The sequence below is a fragment of the Pseudodesulfovibrio alkaliphilus genome, from assembly GCF_009729555.1.
Lineage (GTDB): Bacteria > Desulfobacterota > Desulfovibrionia > Desulfovibrionales > Desulfovibrionaceae > Pseudodesulfovibrio > Pseudodesulfovibrio alkaliphilus.
The window spans coordinates 144,051-160,188 of record NZ_WODC01000005.1 but is presented as its reverse complement, the minus strand read 5'-3'; the positions used below and the strand labels follow the sequence as shown (position 1 = coordinate 160,188).

At 53.1% G+C, this 16,138-nt stretch carries 16 protein-coding genes; all 16 read right to left on the bottom strand.

Annotation, left to right across the window (positions count from 1 at the left end):
- Position 1: 1 nt before the first annotated feature.
- The 16 genes from GKC30_RS09255 to GKC30_RS09185 all read right to left on the bottom strand — a co-directional run bounded on the left by GKC30_RS09255 (position 2) and on the right by GKC30_RS09185 (position 16,039).
- Positions 2–832, bottom strand: coding sequence for a class I SAM-dependent methyltransferase (locus GKC30_RS09255; RefSeq protein ID WP_155934359.1), 831 nt, complete (start codon positions 830–832; stop codon positions 2–4).
- The gene (locus GKC30_RS15280; protein ID WP_496196974.1) at positions 829–1,044 is read right to left on the bottom strand and encodes a hypothetical protein; all 216 of its coding nucleotides are present in this window, start codon (positions 1,042–1,044) and stop codon (positions 829–831) included. The genes GKC30_RS09255 and GKC30_RS15280 overlap by 4 nt, the downstream gene beginning before the upstream one ends.
- On the bottom strand, positions 1,032–2,120 hold the full coding sequence (locus GKC30_RS09250; protein ID WP_269203829.1) for a glycosyltransferase family 4 protein: 1,089 nt from the start codon (positions 2,118–2,120) through the stop codon (positions 1,032–1,034). The genes GKC30_RS15280 and GKC30_RS09250 overlap by 13 nt, the downstream gene beginning before the upstream one ends.
- 41 nt (positions 2,121–2,161) lie before the next feature.
- The gene (locus GKC30_RS09245; protein ID WP_155934355.1) at positions 2,162–3,160 is read right to left on the bottom strand and encodes an SPASM domain-containing protein; all 999 of its coding nucleotides are present in this window, start codon (positions 3,158–3,160) and stop codon (positions 2,162–2,164) included.
- A gap of 9 nt (positions 3,161–3,169) precedes the next feature.
- Positions 3,170–4,081 (bottom strand): sulfotransferase domain-containing protein, encoded by a 912-nt coding sequence (locus GKC30_RS09240; protein WP_155934353.1) that lies wholly within the window; start codon positions 4,079–4,081, stop codon positions 3,170–3,172.
- Entirely contained in the window at positions 4,078–5,586 is a 1,509-nt protein-coding gene (locus GKC30_RS09235) for a capsular polysaccharide export protein, LipB/KpsS family (RefSeq protein ID WP_155934351.1), read from the bottom strand. The genes GKC30_RS09240 and GKC30_RS09235 overlap by 4 nt, the downstream gene beginning before the upstream one ends.
- A 4-nt stretch (positions 5,587–5,590) precedes the next feature.
- The gene (locus GKC30_RS09230; RefSeq protein WP_196772846.1) at positions 5,591–7,216 is read right to left on the bottom strand and encodes an ABC transporter ATP-binding protein; all 1,626 of its coding nucleotides are present in this window, start codon (positions 7,214–7,216) and stop codon (positions 5,591–5,593) included.
- 116 nt (positions 7,217–7,332) lie between these two features.
- Positions 7,333–8,022, bottom strand: a complete 690-nt coding sequence (locus GKC30_RS09225; RefSeq protein ID WP_155934347.1) for a sulfotransferase family 2 domain-containing protein — start codon at positions 8,020–8,022, stop codon at positions 7,333–7,335.
- 62 nt (positions 8,023–8,084) lie between these two features.
- On the bottom strand, positions 8,085–9,017 hold the full coding sequence (locus GKC30_RS09220) for a dihydrodipicolinate synthase family protein (RefSeq protein ID WP_155934345.1): 933 nt from the start codon (positions 9,015–9,017) through the stop codon (positions 8,085–8,087).
- The gene (locus tag GKC30_RS09215) at positions 9,018–9,728 is read right to left on the bottom strand and encodes an acylneuraminate cytidylyltransferase family protein (RefSeq protein ID WP_155934343.1); all 711 of its coding nucleotides are present in this window, start codon (positions 9,726–9,728) and stop codon (positions 9,018–9,020) included.
- A 1-nt stretch (position 9,729) separates the two neighbouring features.
- Positions 9,730–11,637, bottom strand: coding sequence for a thiamine pyrophosphate-binding protein (locus tag GKC30_RS09210; protein WP_155934341.1), 1,908 nt, complete (start codon positions 11,635–11,637; stop codon positions 9,730–9,732).
- The gene (locus tag GKC30_RS09205) at positions 11,634–12,704 is read right to left on the bottom strand and encodes an N-acetylneuraminate synthase family protein (RefSeq protein ID WP_155934339.1); all 1,071 of its coding nucleotides are present in this window, start codon (positions 12,702–12,704) and stop codon (positions 11,634–11,636) included. The genes GKC30_RS09210 and GKC30_RS09205 overlap by 4 nt, the downstream gene beginning before the upstream one ends.
- Positions 12,705–12,723: 19 nt before the next feature.
- Entirely contained in the window at positions 12,724–14,193 is a 1,470-nt protein-coding gene (locus tag GKC30_RS09200) for an aldehyde dehydrogenase family protein (RefSeq protein ID WP_155934337.1), read from the bottom strand.
- A gap of 12 nt (positions 14,194–14,205) precedes the next feature.
- Positions 14,206–15,024: an SDR family oxidoreductase gene (locus tag GKC30_RS09195; protein WP_155934335.1), complete on the bottom strand. Its 819-nt coding sequence runs from the start codon at positions 15,022–15,024 to the stop codon at positions 14,206–14,208.
- Between the two features lie 111 nt (positions 15,025–15,135).
- A complete protein-coding gene (locus GKC30_RS09190) occupies positions 15,136–15,513 on the bottom strand; it encodes a Gfo/Idh/MocA family oxidoreductase (RefSeq protein WP_155934333.1) in 378 nt (125 codons plus the stop codon).
- A gap of 1 nt (position 15,514) precedes the next feature.
- On the bottom strand, positions 15,515–16,039 hold the full coding sequence (locus GKC30_RS09185; RefSeq protein WP_155934331.1) for a winged helix-turn-helix domain-containing protein: 525 nt from the start codon (positions 16,037–16,039) through the stop codon (positions 15,515–15,517).
- Positions 16,040–16,138 lie beyond the last annotated feature (99 nt).

The window sequence follows — 16,138 nt, the reverse complement described above, 5'->3', positions numbered from 1 at the left end:
CCTAGCTATTTCCCTTCGTAAAAAAAAACTCATTGCATGCAATGCCACCGCCACTGGTCTTCAACCAATGCAAAACGAACCCACGGGATTTACAAAATTCAAAAACCTGTTCAGGTTTCGCGACCTCGAATGGATAGCCACCTACCCAGTCCTTGGCATCAGTCCATATGGACATGCCTCGTTGTTGCCTCCGATTAATCAGGTATTTGATCGGATTCCGCAGACGCAAAACTTGGATGACCAAGGAACGTCCTTCATAAAATGCCACAGTCAACGCGCTGAGGACAAACTGAATCCACTTAGGCGATTTCACATATGTTTTTTTTACAACTCTCCACAACTCTGAATAACCGCCCTGATCGTTATAAATTGCGAGAAACAGTTTCCCGCCGCTAGCCACCCTTGCCACTGCATTTTCCATTGCGCTCCACATGTCACCAGTATGGTGGAGAACTCCCCAGCAATAAACGACATCAAATTTCCCCAAACCGTCCATGGCTGTAGCGTCCAACACTGATGCCTGACAGATTTGCCAAGAGTCATCTTCGGGATAAAAACGCTGTTTTAATTGACGGGCGCATCCGACCGATTTGGGATCAAAGTCAAAAGAAACAACCGAGGCCCCTAGTTTTTTTGCCGCCAAGGAAAAAAGCCCGCTGCCGCACCCAATATCCAAAAAATTACTGCCAGAAAGTCCCTCGGGGAACCTCGCGAGAAGCGATCCTGTTGCTTCAACAATCTGCTCTTCGGATATTTTCGACAAAAATTTCGACCAGTTAGAGCCGAAATCGAACCGCTCCTCCAGAGGAACCTCTCGTATCTCTCTGTTCATATGCACTCACTTTTCAAGGAATTGAGACACCAACCACTTCTTAAAGCACGTTTCTCATATCTGCCTCCAAAGCCCAACACCATAAAACTCAGGTATTCTAGAATATTATGATTTTGGTCAGGCCCTCGATGGGCCAGGGCGTCAGTCATGGTGCGCAGGGTCGATTCATCCGGCGATTGTATCCGGGAGCATATGCCAACTATTCCGCACATTGTTTCAATCTCTTCCCGGGATTGGTCGCCACGGCTTCAATTAGGCATGCTTCCCACTGATCCATTACCCGCTCCACGGAAAACCGCTCAACCACCTCGCCAGCCTGCAGCCCAAGACGGATTCGCAAGGGCTGGTCCGCCATGAGCCGCCCCAAGGTCTCGGTCAATGCCTTAACATCTCCCGGCGGGACCAGAAGGCCGTTGCGCCCATCGTCTATCAGATCAGCCGGACCGCCGGGGCAGTCGGCGGCAACACAGGCCATGCCGATGGTCATAGCCTCGCAAAGGGCATTGGGAAATCCCTCGAACCGCGAGGGAAAGGCAAAAATGTCCCCTTGAGCCAAGTCGGCATGTGGGGTGGGCGTTTGCCCGGCAAACACCACCCGGTGCGCCAAACCCAGGCTCGTCGTAAGCTCCTGCAACTCACTCTTTTTTGGCCCATCTCCGAAAATCACCAACTTCCATTGGGGGAATTCCATGGCTACTTTGGCAAAGGCCCGGAGCAGGATGTCGAACCCCTTCTGTTCATGCAGACGCCCCATGCCCACAACCGCTGGGCCGGAAAACCTTACCGTGGGCTCCTTGCAGCCCGAGGGGATCGCCGCATTAGGGATAACCTTCACCTGGGCCGTTTTTAGCCAACCATACTCCCGCCCAATGCTCGCGGTCTGCACCACCAAAGCGGCAGCCCGGCCATAGATGCAGCGACGCAACCACGCCCATGGCCTGCCCACAGGATACATTGGATGGACCCGCTCCGAGACAACCACCGGGCATCGACCACCAACGGCCAACAGTGTCAGCACATTGGTCTGTTCCATGAAGCTGACCACCACGTCAGGAGACTCAGTCAGTATTGCAGAACGCAACACTCTACAGCGCCTGACATTGTTCAACAGCCCTCCAACTGCTGACAAGGATGGACCGCTCAGCTTCAAGTGGCGAACAACCACTCCTGCCGGTAGCGGGTAGTACGGCACGTCATCACCGTGGTCAAAAGTGAGAATCGTAACGGCCACCTCACGGGAGTCCAATCCTGCGGCCAGCCACGCCATTACTGATTCCGCGCCCCCCATGCCGAGAGAGGATATGACCAAAACGGCTCGCCTCATGCCAATTATTCGCCCGTCGTCTTCTGCCCAGCCGGTTCCCGGAAGGGCATCTTTTGCGGGCTTTTTTTCCCGGAATGAAAAAGAACCTTTGCCAAGTAGTCCTTATACACAGGCAGCCTCGTATTCCAAAAAGTCTCACCCTTACACTGTCCGCAACTGGGAAAATTATTTTTGTCCTTGGCGAGAAGTCTTCGCACCCGAGCCAAATCACTCCGTCCCACAATGGCATCCAGATCAATATGGTCGATATGGGCCATAACCAAATCATTCCCCACGTCATTACAACACGGCACCATCTCTCCGTCGCTGTTGAAATAAATCCCAGAATAGGGGGCATGGCACGTTCCCGCAGCGGACGCGCCAGAAGGGTTGAGGGTGAAGTTCTCGCGTTTGATTTTGATAATCACATTTTCTGTGGGGATGTTGTGCTCCCTGGCAAAGATGTCATACATATCAGAATTCTTCCCCGCTTCCACGAGAAACTGCGGATATGTATGGCATTTCCCAGCCGCGAGAATATCAAGATTGCGCAGCATTACTTTGTAGTCGCCGCCAACCCGATACGCTTCGTATTCTGACGGGACCAGCGTGTCCACAGCGCAAATTACATGCAGATTGTCCCAGCGTGCCATGGTTTCGGCAATAGATTGCTTGTAGTTCAGGTTGGCGGCAATCCAAACAGGGTGAGGATAAATTTTCTCTATCAGCTTGTCCAATTCGGGATGCAATGCAGGCTCGCCCCACATGCTCAGTATATATCCGTCCGTCACAGGCCTCGTCACTTCGACGATCCGATCAAATATCCTGCCCGGCATAAAACGGTTCTGCCGCTTGGTTTTTCCGGTGCCGGTTGGACATAACGGGCATTTCAGATTGCAGACGGAAGACACCTCAATGGTCACCTTGCACTTTTGACCAGCCTTTAGGGTGCCGTCATTTTTTAGAATTGACCACACAATTCTTAGATCGTTAGCAACCAGTAATGCCTTATTTCGAAAGGACATATCTTACCCCTAAAACCACACGCCGGACAAATCTCTGCCAAGCAAGTTTTCCAGTTTTCGGACGCCCGGAGACAAACGATCTTCGAGTCGCGACCTGAGGTCGCCCGCTATCGCGGGAATGGGCCTCTTATCACTGCCGCTACTGTTCCATGTCTCTAGTGCGTTCTTGCATTTGTTGCGCACCGATTCCGTAAAGATGAATTTTGCCCAGTTCAGGAAATACTTCCTATAATAAACATTTACAAACCTCTGCACAAAATGGCTGCGCACCAAGTAGTTTCTGTTGTATGCGACAGCTTTCGGCTTGTACGCATCATCAATGTCCAGAAACCGACACAAATCAGAAAACAAAGGCAACCCGTCGCTAAAAAATTCCTCAAAAATGTAAACCCTCATACGTTCTGGGTCGAACAAGTCGAAATACCGCTTCAATTGCTCGTAAAATTGAGCCCTCAAGGCATGCTGGAAATGCCAACGTTGCGGATTCCATTCCATTTCGTTGAATGATTCGAGCAGAGCGACTTCCGCCTCTCGATGCTCGATTCCGTCCCGGTAACGATGCCCCCAATGGGAGTACATGACATTAACAGGGTTGCGCAGCACCATGATCAACTTGACGGAATCACCCAACATATCATGAATCCGCCGAGCACTGTCCGGGTCCATGAGGTATACCACCGAGGCTTCCCCTGCCATCTGATCAGGCTGCGCATCACGAAACATTTCGAGATATTGCCCTCGGTCGTGATAGCCACTTAGTTCGCTCGTTGAAAAAAAGCTCGGCTCCTTCTCATCCGACATGAAGACACCTGGATGTTCCTTGAGGTAATGAAACAACGACGTCGTACCGGATTTGGCCGCTCCCGCAATGATGAAGTCCGGCCACCTCTCGCTGGTTACCCTGTTTCCCAAAGCGGTCATCCGCCACCTCGCCCAGCCCTGCTTTGAGGCTCATTTTCCACCAGCCAGTCACCCCATCGGTCCGCGATCTCCTTGACTATCTCCGCATATCTTTCGGCTCGAGAAACACGCGCATTCATGTCCCTGTAATTGACTCCAATATCATACGAACAAGCATAATGAGCTCTAAATGCTGCCCGCCGTTCGTCGCCATCGGGTACGAAACCCATGATATACTCATTAAGCTTAACGATAAAATCATCGTCACGCAGATCTGCCTTCAGCACACCAGGTAGGAAGTTGTAGAAGCAATTCCCAAGGGCAACGCTTGGCTTGTTCATTAGGTAGGCCTCCCACCCGGCCGTCCCAGTGACGGTAATCGTTGCCTTTGCGTTGGCAATGAGATCAAATGTACTGACGTAGGGATTAACGACGTCCACATTGTACAAATTCTTCAATTTCTTGTAAAAACTTAATGGCCGCCTTCCAACCATTGAAGTGTGGTCCTTCACAAACAAGCGGATGGATGACGGCAATCGCTTGGAAAGATCAGCAATAAATCCTTCGTGGTGCGAATAATCCCTGCCGTAGTACATGTCCGTTACTTCGGGCTGGCGGTGGAGCGGCAGATAAACATATCTCTGCGACAGATCAGGGGAGCGGAGGAGATAATCACTATATCTGATCGTAGACATCCGGACGGCTTTAGCTGGCCATGCCATGACAGACTCAACCACAGAGTCCAGCCTGCCTGACTCCCTGTCGTACTCGTTTTCATTCCACAAAATGTACGAACGATAAAGCGATTTGTAGCCATTGAAGAGTATATCTCTGATGCTTCGTCTAAAAGATCGCGTATTCTTGACTGCATAATGAGGCCTTTTCGGACGATCTATAAATGTGTCATACATTCTGTCCGCCTCTTCAGCATCATCATGAGACATCTTGGATTCCCCTTGCATCAGATCTGCAAAGGCTTCCGGCATCCCGAGTTGTCTTGCACGGGAATCTCGGCCGTAAATTCGGTTGCCGACATGTCGGGCCGTAGTCAGACTCATGGATGGAATCTGCCTATATAGTGCCGCATCGGCCAAGACCTGCCACTGGTAGGTCTCCCGCCCCGCAAGGATGAAGCTAATGTCGTTTTCCTCAAGAATGGTTTCCACAAGCCACAGATGCAGGAGTTGGAAGGTGCGCGCCTTTCGATAATCATGGATATGGGAAAAATCCCGATCATACGAAACCAGCATTGCATTGTCCCTGATTCCGAGCCTATTCTCTGCCGCCTCTTGCTCCCGGTCCAGATCTTCCCAGGACAGGGCATCAACGCGAAGCTTGTTCTCAAAATAATGTTGAGGCGTCGAATAAAACGGCCCTATCTCCCGCTTATCTTCCTCGGAGATGCCCAAATTGTCTTCAATGTACTGCCAGGAGACCAAGCAGACTACCGGGACCCCGAAAGCCCGCTTCAAAGCCCTCGCCATGGCAATCTGCTGCGTTTCATGGATGCAGCACAATATACTCACTGCATCACCCTTCCCGCCCACCTATTCGAACAACCACGTCAGCCACGTCAATCACCGCCTCTTGATGGGATACCGCCAAGATCGCCATATTGTTTTTCATGGCTGAAACGCTGGCCCATATTTCTTTTTCCGTTTTCACATCCAACCCGGTTGTCGATTCATCCAAGATAAGCAACCTGGGTCTGGCTACCAGGGCGCGAGCTATCATCAACCGCTGCTTTTGTCCGCCAGACAGCGAGCGCCCATGTTCGCCGACGAGAAAATCGAGGCCGCTAGGCAGAAGCTCCACGAAGCTGCGGGCTCCGGCCGCTTCAAGGGCAGCCCAGATGTCCTCGTCGGAACACTCGCGCCCCAAGGAGATATTCAAACGAATCGAGTCATTAAACAAAAAGACCTCTTGCGGCACGTAACCGATCTGCTCTCGCCATGAGGAAATATCCAACGCTTCCATATTAACGCCGTCAATGTAAACCCCTCCTGCCGTCGGAGAAACCAGCCCCACCATGATATCCACAGTACTTGTCTTCCCCGAGCCGGAAGGGCCGCACAGAGCCGTCACGCTGTTCATGCGTATTGAGATGCTATAATCTCGGAGAACTTGTTTACTTCCGTAGCTCAAAGACACATTCCTCAACTCGATCGACTTGTCGAAAAAGGCCTTTTCCTCCCCCATAAAAAATTCTTTATGCTCGAGGATGTTGTTGAGCTTGTTGATGAGGGAAGTCAGCACCCCTTCCAGAGCGCCAAAGCCCTGGAATGCTTGCTGAAAACTTGCGACACGCGTGAGAATCCTGTGAAAAAAGAATGCCATGGCAAGCAGTATCGCAGTCTCCATGCTTAACACGATATGCCCGACATACAAACCGCCAGCGAGCATGATAGTGGTGAAAGGTTCCTGAATCGAAGCAAGAACTCCCATGCCCACTGCGCTTTTCCTGGCTGCGCGTCGAAAGCGCTCCGACTGAGTCATTATATGGCCAATAAGATTTTTCTCCAGGTTCATTACCTTGAGAGGCTTTACACCTGTCAGCGAATCAGTAAAAATTGCGCTCATTTTGTTAAGCGCACTGGCCTGCTTCAGGCCAGCCCGTCGAATCATTCTGATGAGAAACTGAAAACAAAGCAGCAACAGAGAGCCACATGCTAGCCCAGCAACAAGGACTTTCCAAGACAAGAAGGCAGCCACAGCAAGGTAGGCCAGAACCTGGACCAAGTACGAAAGAGCCTGCGCCAAGATACGCAAGGCCTTGCCGGCCTGGTAGCATTCGGTGGAAAGACAATACGTTAAAGTGCCTATCGGCTGCTTGGTGAAATACGACCAGTCCGCACTCAAGACACCGTCAAGTAACCGCGTCCTCAAACGTGTCGCGATTTCTGCCTCGACATAGCCAACCTGCCGGTTAATGAATAAAAAAAGACCAGCCCGGCCTACCATCGCGAGGCTGACGACAACGAGAATATTGGCCAAGGACGGCTCAACACCGACCGATAAAAAGGTACTGTTGATCTTGAGAAGAAGTGGGCTGGTTGTTTCTCCTCCAATCAGCGACGTGAGCAGGGGGACGACACTGATCGCTCCCACAGACTCCACGACACCGGCAAGCAGCAGAAGGCCCACTGTACACCACATGTGCCGTGGAAACTCCTTGAAGTAAAATCTGCAAGAGTCGAGTGAGGTAAGCCTTTTCATCCTGTCTCTTCTCAGCCCTGACGATTATGGGCAATCGGCCGCTCTCTCATAGCAACCTACTTTTCTTCCCACTCATATCCAAATGCTGCGATCTCCTTGGCGCAAACGACCTCAACACGCTTTCGGGCCGATGGGTCAAGGACGGCACTGTAGTGATCCCTGTTTCCCCGGTGCATTCCTTTGGCCCTGGGCATCAGAATCTCTTCAGGCAAGCCGAGACATTTTCGCACGGTCTCCATATCCTCAATCAAATTCTCGTAGCGGCCAACAAAATCGAGAGCGATATGATCATTGATCGTGTAGATGTCCCAATTCGTTAAAAAATGCGTCTCAAGATCGTCCAGGAAACTGCTGATGGTCGGCCTCGGCTCCGGGGCAGTCCAATAGTAGCGACTTATGGCCTTATCATACGGATTCCTCTCGAAGCAAAACTTGAAATATGTATTCCATATTTCCTCGGACACATATCGCTTCACGAAACTGGCTGTCGCATGTCTGGGAAACTTCTTGAGGCGCATGGTTCTGACCGCGACAAGCCAGTCCAGACGGCCGTACCGCCCGGGGTGAATCGAATAATTCTGTGGGCCACGACCGCCCGCCTTCCGACGGATGTCCTCGTCGACATCAGGAAGCGGAGTGATGACATCATCCTTGCCGCAAAAACGCGAGAGCGCTATGGCGGCACTCGTGCTCGCAGTCTTGCGGGTTCGAAAGAAAATGAATTTGTATTTGTGATTAATAATCATAGCATAAGCCAGTGGTTAGAGAGCCTCTCCACGTCAGCAGCAGGTCCATCCTGCCAATTTCATCACACCTCTGTCCACTCCCAAACCTCACCCTCAACCAGCCCAAGTTCTCGCAATCCCGCACGAATTGCTTCCCGTTCTTCTCCCGTGCTCTCTCGGTAGTAGGAGCTCACCCGAGGTTCGCACAGGCCACGCAGGGACATGACATACTTCTCGTCCGCAGCCTGGATGAAGTTGTCCTTCTTGGTGCAGGAGGCAAAGATAGACAGGAATTTGTTAAGCTTGCGCTGAGCCTTCAGCGCCCCGCTCATATCGCCAGCTTGAAACAGGTCGTAAATCTGGATCATCGGCTCTGGCAGAGCGCTGCCGAGGCTTGAGGTGTGTGCCTTGGAGCCCATGACCAAGGATGCGAGATGCTGGCTGGCCACAGCGGTGACAACCTGGAATTCCGGCTCGGCCATGGCACACACCTTGCCCGCAAGTACGGCATTGACGTTGCTGTATTTAATACCTGCGATGTTGGGGTGTTTTTTGAGTTCGACAAGCAGATTAATGTTGAGCTGTGCACTCCAGTTACCGCTGGTGTACATCCAGAGCGGTTTGGACGCCGCATCGGCCAGCGTCTCATATAACCACTTGAGTCGGTCCTGACTGAGTAGCGGGTGATACGGCATAACGTGATAGCCATCCACTTCCATGTCCGCAGTCTGCTCCATAAAACTTAGGGACTCTTCCAATGCGTAGAAGCCTGCGCCGAGAATTAACGGCTTGCGTCCTGCATTGACCCGGCTGACGACCCGAGCCACTTCCAGGCGCTTATCAAAAGTGAGATTCATGTCCTCACTGCCTGTGCCAAGCACCCACATGCCACCTATGGGCTTGGAAACCACGAATTCCACAACCCGCTCAAGGGCGGGGACATCAATGCTTTCGTCTTCGGTAAACGGAGTCAGCACCACAGGCACCACACCGTTGATCGCACGGGTCTCTATCATTTATTTCACCGTAAAATCGTTCTTTTTCAAATGGTTGATATAGGCCTCGGCCACCATGAAGTCCTCGGCCGTATCTACGTCCACGGAATGGAGCTGATCCATGACCAGCGGAATCTGGCGTTCGGACACATGCTTGCGGGCGGATACGAAATAGTCGCGCTTCATCCCGTACAATGCGGCGTTGTACACATAAAAAGGTTCGCGCTCTCCGGCCTCGCTGCAATAGGTTACTAGCTCGCCGTCCCGGATCGCCTTGAGAATGGGGTCGCGCTTCTTGAACGGCCCTTTAACCGAAGCAATCGTATCTAGCTCCGATGTGGCGAGCAATCGGACGGCCTCGTCCAGGTGGTTCGGGTCACGCACTGGAGACGTGGGCTGCATTAGAAGGATGATGTCGTATTGCCATCCCCTTTCCTTTTCCATGAAATCCAGGGCGTGAAGCATGACATCGATATTACGTACTGCATCTCCGGCAATTTCGGCGGGTCGGAGGAAGGGGGTTGGTGCACCGTATTCCTTTGCGACTCTTTGAATTTCCTTGTCTTCGGTGCTCACGAGGAAATCGGTAACCGTGGTGGCTTGCTGGGCGGCCTGGATGGTGTAGGCCAGCATGGGATGCCCGGCCAGCATGCGGATATTCTTGCGTGGAAGGCGCTTGGACCCGCCACGAGCAGGGATCACAGCCAATACGCGGGGTATTGAGTCACTCACATCAAGCCCCCTTGACGACCTTTTTCACCACGCTGGCAATGGATGCACCATCCAGGCGGTGATGCTCAAGAACTTCCTGTGGCTGGCCACAAGCAGGAATCTCGTTCACGCCCAAGAGATGAACGCCTCTTTCAAAGCTCAGGCCCGACCGGATCAGACTTGCGGCGATACGGCAACCCTGGCCACCATCAACATAGTGGTCGTCGATAGTCACAACGCATGTTGCGCCTTCGGTCTGCTTCTTGAGCCATCCTTCATCAATGACGTTGAGCCACGGCATATTCATGACTTTGGCCAATATGCCGTCTTTGGCCAGCAACTCCGCAGCCTTGAACGCCTGTGCAAGCATGATCGGGCCGTAGGCAGTCAGGACAACATCTGATCCGGAAACGAGCTCACACCCCCGACCACGTGTAAAAACATACGATTCGGGCAGGGCGTAAGGCACGGAAGTCGGCATGGAAGTCATACGCAGATAGGTACTGCCGGATGTCACCTTGGCGGCATAATTCAAGGCCATGGGTATCTCTGCCACGCAGGAAGGGGCCACAAGGTCCAGCCCCGGAATCCCGGTAAGCGCGGCGATATCACGTACACCTTGATGGGAATGCCCCGGAGCAGCAGGGATGAGACCGGCAAGCCAGCCTGTATAAATGATTCGGCTCCTCTCTGTGGCGTTATTATAAATATTCTCGTTTGCCCTGGTCGTCAGGAAGCAAGCGAAGGAATGCACCACTGGCAGAAGTCCTTTGAGCGCCATGGCGCCTGCCCTCGACACCATGTCCTGCTCTGCGATTCCGCACTCGAAAAACCTCTCGGGGAACCTGTTGGCAAATGCTCCTAGTCCACAATCGTATTTCAAATCAGCGTCCAGGACTACCACCTCTTCAATTTCATCGCCGAGTTCGACCAAGGACTTCTCGTAGGCAGGGAGGAGGCGCTGGATGTTTACGGCCGACACAACCGGCTCCTTTCCCGGTCCGGTGAGAAACTGCGGGGCCTCTGCTCCGGCTTCGGCAAACAGGGACACCACCCGTTCGCGCAGTTCTCGGAGGGCATGGTCGTAATCCACCTGGGACAGTGCGCCACTATGATAGGCATAGGGTATGTCTTCCGAAGGAGCCACCGTGTGCACGAACTTCTCGACCCCGTTCCCCTTGCGGGTCTCCGCAATGATGACCTGGGGCACTTCGCGCTCTTCGGCCACGGCGGCGAACACGGACTCAAGGGCGGTGAAATCATGGCCATCCACGGACTCCACGCGCCAGCCGCATGCACGAAAACGATCCTCAATGCTGCCTTGCGGCGAAGTCAGGTCAACCCAGGTGTCGGACTGGATACGATTGCGATCCACAATAGCGGTTATTTCCCACATCCCGGAATACACGGCGGATGCGAGCGATTCCCATATCTGACCTTCCTGCAGCTCACCGTCGCCGAGCATGACGAAAACCCGCCGTCCGTTCTGTCCTTGCAGGCGGTCAGCATGCACCATCCCTTTTGCCTTGGAAATGCCCATGCCCAACGAGCCGGTGTTCGCGACAATGCCAGGAGTCCCCACATCGGGGTGCCCCGGGAGATGATCAAGACGACGCAAACCATGAATCAGATCGAAAGAAAGGAGACCGCAGGCCATAAGCACCGAGTAAAGGCCCGGACAATCATGTCCCTTTGACGAGAAATACGCATGCTCAATCCCATCGCCCAAGCTCAACTCATGCAGATATATCCACGTCGCCATGTCAAGGCTGCTGAAGCTGGATCCGATGTGCCCGCTCCCAGCAGTCTGGATCATATAAAGAGTGTTTATGCGGCACATGTCGGCAAACAGTCGAGCCCGCCACGCACGCTGGCGGTCAATATGCCGCACTCGATCAAAGTCCCTCTTGGGAATGTATATAGGCTTCATTCCGTTTCCTCTGGGGACTTCAGAACCTCGCGGGAAATCAACTGGTCTTCGGCCAAATCCGCAGTCAGGATTTTCCCGATGAGTCCGGCGGCCTCGTACGGAGGTAGCCCGTTTCCCGGGCACTTGAAAGCGATGTCGGCCTGGGTGAGAGCCTCCCCGGCAGCCAAGTCCCGGGCGGCAACAATGGACTTGGACATCTTGTAGATGGGAGATTCCTCGGAACGAGTCGGTATCTTCACGCCATCGCCCAGCGCCAGCTTGATCCTGTGCAGGTACTTCACAACTTGGGCAAGACCGCGCGGCGTCAGGGAGAAGGAGTGGTCCGTCCCCTTCCAAGCTCGGTTGAGGGTGAAGTGTTTTTCCACGATGCGCGCGCCGAGCATGTAGGCTGCCAAGCACATGGCGGTACCGTTTTCATGGTCAGACAATCCTATGACCGTGTTGGGAAAATGCTCCCGGTAGGTCGTGATGACCGCCAAGTTCATTTCTGAGTAATTGAGCACGGGGTAAGCCGCCGTGCACTGAAGCAGGGCGATCTGGTCATGATGGGCGGCTATAGTTTCATAGGCGCGGCTCACGTCTGCCATGGTCCCACCACCGGTGGACACGAGAACAGGCTTGCCGGTCTTGGCTATCTTTTCGAGAAGAACGGTGTTCCGAAGATCGCCGGAGGCTACCTTGTAAAATGGAATATCAAGCTCCTCCAGCACATCCACGCTATTCAGGTCAAAAGCGGTGGAAAACATCGTGATGCCGATCTCGTTGCAGTAGGTTTGGACTTCGGCCAACTCCGGGGTATCGAGCTCCAGAAACTCCCTGTGCTCACCATATGTGGCACCGTAACTGTTCTCATTGGCGTATGGAGCATCAAAAGCTTGACGTGTCAGGAAGCTTTTGTTGTCTCGTTTTTGGAATTTAACTGCACTCGCGCCACAATTCTTGGCTTCGAGAACCATCTGCTTGGCGATTTCAACATCGCCCTGATGGTTGTTACCGATTTCGGCGATGACATAGCAGTCGCTTTCGTCGTTTACCAGTGTTCCACCAAGAAACAATTCTCTACTCATGCGCTCATTCCTTTTAATGTTATATTAATTCCGGAAGAGTTGCCGTATAAACAGATTTCAAAGTCGAATATATATCCAGAGCCTCGGTTCCCGGTTCACGCGTTCCGTTTCCAGAAAGTTTCAGACCGCCGAAGGGCATATGCGGTTCGCTGCCATAGGTCCCTGCGTTGATCGTCACCACGCCAGTCCGTGCACGCCGGGTGAATTCTGAAGAGCGGTGGACGCTTTGCGTATGAATGGATGCGGTCAGCCCGTAGGGTGACTCATTCACGAGAGCGATCGCCTCTTCAAGATCCCGAGCCTTGTACAAAGCTGTAATGGGCCCGAAAACCTCGGTTGTGGACAACTCGTCGTCAGGGGCCACGCCCTCAAGTATCGTCGGAGCCATGTAGCTGCCCTTCGCATATCCCTGGCCGTCCAGGGGTCGGCCACCGGCCAAAATGATGGCCCCTCTCTCAACGGCTCTCTTCACTGCGGTCGCCATATTGTCGAGTTGCCGTTTGTTGATGACCGGACCCAAGTCATCGTCATTGGTCGGCCCAACAGACAGTCTCTTTGCGGCCGCAACAAACCTGTCGCGAAACGCATCGTACACGGAATCGAAGACAATGATGCGCGACGCAGCTGCACATCGCTGGCCTGCGTTGGAAAAAGCTGAAAGGATTGCCCATTTGATGGCGTTGTCCATATCGGCGTCATCACAAACAACAAGGGCGTTCTTACCCCCGAGCTCCAACGAAACCCGCCCGAGCCTACGGGCCATGGTTGCGGCGACCTGCTTCCCCACGACGGTTGAGCCAGTAAAGCTTAATACGTCCACGTCATGGTTTTCCACCAAAGGAACCCCAGCCTCTGTGCCGTAGCCCTGAATTATATTGAGAACACCATCGGGAAACCCAAGCTCTTTCGCAATTTTCCCGACAATCCAAGCGGTTGCCGGAGAATCCTCAGGAGCCTTCAATATGACCGTATTTCCACAAATCATAGCTGGAAAAATCTTCCAAGCCACATTGGCGATGGGTGTATTGGCAGAGACAATAAGACCAGCGACTCCTATGGGTTCCCGCACCGTCATCGCGGTCTTATTGTCAACACCGCTTGTCGTGGTTCGCCCATACATCCGCTGTCCCTCGCCAGCGTAAAACAACCCGAGGGCAATGGCCCCATCGGTCTCACCCAAGGCATCTCGCGGCGCCTTGCCGGTCTCAGCCGCCACAATATCTGCGATAACCTCCCGTCGAGCCTTCATACCCAAGGCAAGGTCGTAGAGCTTTTGTCCCCGGCGGACCGGACTGGTGCGGCTCCAGTGCGGCCATGCGGCTCGCGCAGCCTGCACGGCTTGATCCACATCATTTTTATTTGACCGGGCACAACGGCACAAGACCGTGCCATCATGGGGTGACAGGTTGTCAAAAACAGTCCCGTCGCCAGATGGAACGTCAAACCCATCAATCCAGTTTCCTGCCAAGATCGGAAAATAATTAGTCATATTGCTTCATCCCTACCAACATGTAAATCCGCCATCAACAACAAGCTCGACGCCAGTCACATATGATGATGCTTCGGAGGCAAGAAAGAGAAGCGGCCCTTTAAGCTCATGTGGATATGCCATTCTGCCCATGGGAACGCGCTCTGCAAATTTTTTCTTGAATGTACTGTCTTGCCCGCCAAAAACACCACCAGGCGACAAGGTGTTGACTTGAATCCCATATGGTGCCCAGTGCGTCGCAAGATAATTTGAAATATTGACCAAAGCAGCTTTGGAAGCTCCATATGCTGGAGGCTTTAAAAATGGAGGAGACATATCGATATGGTCATACATCCTGGAATCAGGAGAAACAGTTCCATACATGGAACCAATATTGATGATTTTCCCCCCACCACTCTCAATCATGCTTTTCCCAAACACCTGAGCACACTGAAACGCACCCAGCGTATTCACGCCAAATACCTTTTCACTAATTTCGAAAGGAACACTGTCCATGACATGGGATACCCCCAGCGCTCCAGGTGGCTGGTCTATGCCCGCGTTGTTTACCAAAATATCCGGGGGCCCAACCTGTTCTCTGCAATGCGTCAACGCTTCTTCCAAGTCGCTCCTGGAACACACATCCGCCCTGAAACAATGCAACTTACCGGGATATTGAGATTGCAGCGCCTGCACAGGATCAGAAACAACATCCACCTTTTGGTCAAGTCCCAACACATACGCTCCGGCCTCCAGAAGCGCTTCGGCCCAAACACTGCCCAAGCGCCCCATAATGCCAGTTACTACTGCAACCTTTCCGCCCAGATCAAATAACGACTCAACATTACTCATTTGCTGAACTCACAAACTATTACGCCATGTTATCAACGGTACATCCAATCAATCCCGCTGCCGCGAAGATGTCCTGCCCCACGCATGCAATACGTTTTCTTGGCCATCACATCAATCAGTTGTATTTCCGAGCCGCAACGATATCCCTAAATCGTCCACCACTTGAAAAATGCCATCACGAAGTCTGTTATTGCGTTCGAAAAACCCGTACGCCACCACAACGACAGCAGGATATCGCCCGCAACGGGCACCCCGCCCGAAAACCGGGCAGAAAAAGCTTTCTTCCAACCGCACCCCGTCCACATCGCTGTTCAGCACCTCGGCGTAGCTCACACTGGTGTGCACCTCCGGATACATCTCGCGAAACGAGTCCAGGGTGTCCGGGCTTGAGTCGCAGATGCGGTCGAGCGCTCCCAACTCGTGGAAGTTACGGACAAGGTTCTTTCCCCAGTAGCCGGAACCGACGACAGCCACTTTCAGACCAGCCATATCAATAGACCTTCCAGTTGGGACGGGAGAGAAATATGTCCCGGCTCTTCGCGAACTCGGCAGGTGCGATGTCCATGACGCGAACCTTGCGGCCCACCTTGGACTCGACGATGGAGCGAAGCTCGTCGAGCCGACCCTTGTCCACGTTGCCGACAACCAGGGCGTCAATGAGCCCGGAATCCCTGCCCTGGGCATAATCGTCGAGAATATACACCGCATCCACCTTGCCAAGACTCGCCACCACCTCGTCCACCAGCTTGTCTATGCCGAGAGACTTGCGGACAATAGAGCTGATCTCCGGGAAAAAGGGGTGTTTCTTGTTGGCCTGAAAAAACACGCTGCGCCCGTTCTGCTTGCGCGTCAGGTATCCGGCCTCGCTCAGGCTGTCGAGTTCGCCCTTGATGGCATTGGGCGAGACGCTGAACTCGGAAGACAGCTCCCTGAGATAGCAGGAAACTTCCGGGTTCAGAAAGAGCTTGAGCAGCAGCTTGATCCGCGTCTTGGAGGTGAACAACTCTGTCAACATGCGCTTTACGTACAAAAAAATTGAACGAAAAGCAACAGAGGTTGCCCGTTTTTTTCCTTCGTGGTCCGCAGGCTCTGTGCTCACGGAAATCAGCCCCCT

Bases quoted from the DNA above. Each gene is read 5' to 3' on its own strand.
- GKC30_RS09255 (WP_155934359.1), bottom strand. From the start codon at position 832: ATGAACAGAGAGATACGAGAGGTTCCTCTGGAGGAGCGGTTCGATTTC.
- GKC30_RS15280 (WP_496196974.1), bottom strand. From the start codon at position 1,044: ATGTGCGGAATAGTTGGCATATGCTCCCGGATACAATCGCCGGATGAA.
- GKC30_RS09250 (WP_269203829.1), bottom strand. From the start codon at position 2,120: ATGGGGGGCGCGGAATCAGTAATGGCGTGGCTGGCCGCAGGATTGGAC.
- GKC30_RS09245 (WP_155934355.1), bottom strand. From the start codon at position 3,160: ATGTCCTTTCGAAATAAGGCATTACTGGTTGCTAACGATCTAAGAATT.
- GKC30_RS09240 (WP_155934353.1), bottom strand. From the start codon at position 4,081: ATGACCGCTTTGGGAAACAGGGTAACCAGCGAGAGGTGGCCGGACTTC.
- GKC30_RS09230 (WP_196772846.1), bottom strand. From the start codon at position 7,216: ATGTGGTGTACAGTGGGCCTTCTGCTGCTTGCCGGTGTCGTGGAGTCT.
- GKC30_RS09225 (WP_155934347.1), bottom strand. From the start codon at position 8,022: ATGATTATTAATCACAAATACAAATTCATTTTCTTTCGAACCCGCAAG.
- GKC30_RS09220 (WP_155934345.1), bottom strand. From the start codon at position 9,017: ATGATAGAGACCCGTGCGATCAACGGTGTGGTGCCTGTGGTGCTGACT.
- GKC30_RS09210 (WP_155934341.1), bottom strand. From the start codon at position 11,637: ATGAAGCCTATATACATTCCCAAGAGGGACTTTGATCGAGTGCGGCAT.
- GKC30_RS09205 (WP_155934339.1), bottom strand. From the start codon at position 12,704: ATGAGTAGAGAATTGTTTCTTGGTGGAACACTGGTAAACGACGAAAGC.
- GKC30_RS09200 (WP_155934337.1), bottom strand. From the start codon at position 14,193: ATGACTAATTATTTTCCGATCTTGGCAGGAAACTGGATTGATGGGTTT.
- GKC30_RS09195 (WP_155934335.1), bottom strand. From the start codon at position 15,024: ATGAGTAATGTTGAGTCGTTATTTGATCTGGGCGGAAAGGTTGCAGTA.
- GKC30_RS09190 (WP_155934333.1), bottom strand. From the start codon at position 15,513: ATGGCTGGTCTGAAAGTGGCTGTCGTCGGTTCCGGCTACTGGGGAAAG.
- GKC30_RS09185 (WP_155934331.1), bottom strand. From the start codon at position 16,039: ATGTTGACAGAGTTGTTCACCTCCAAGACGCGGATCAAGCTGCTGCTC.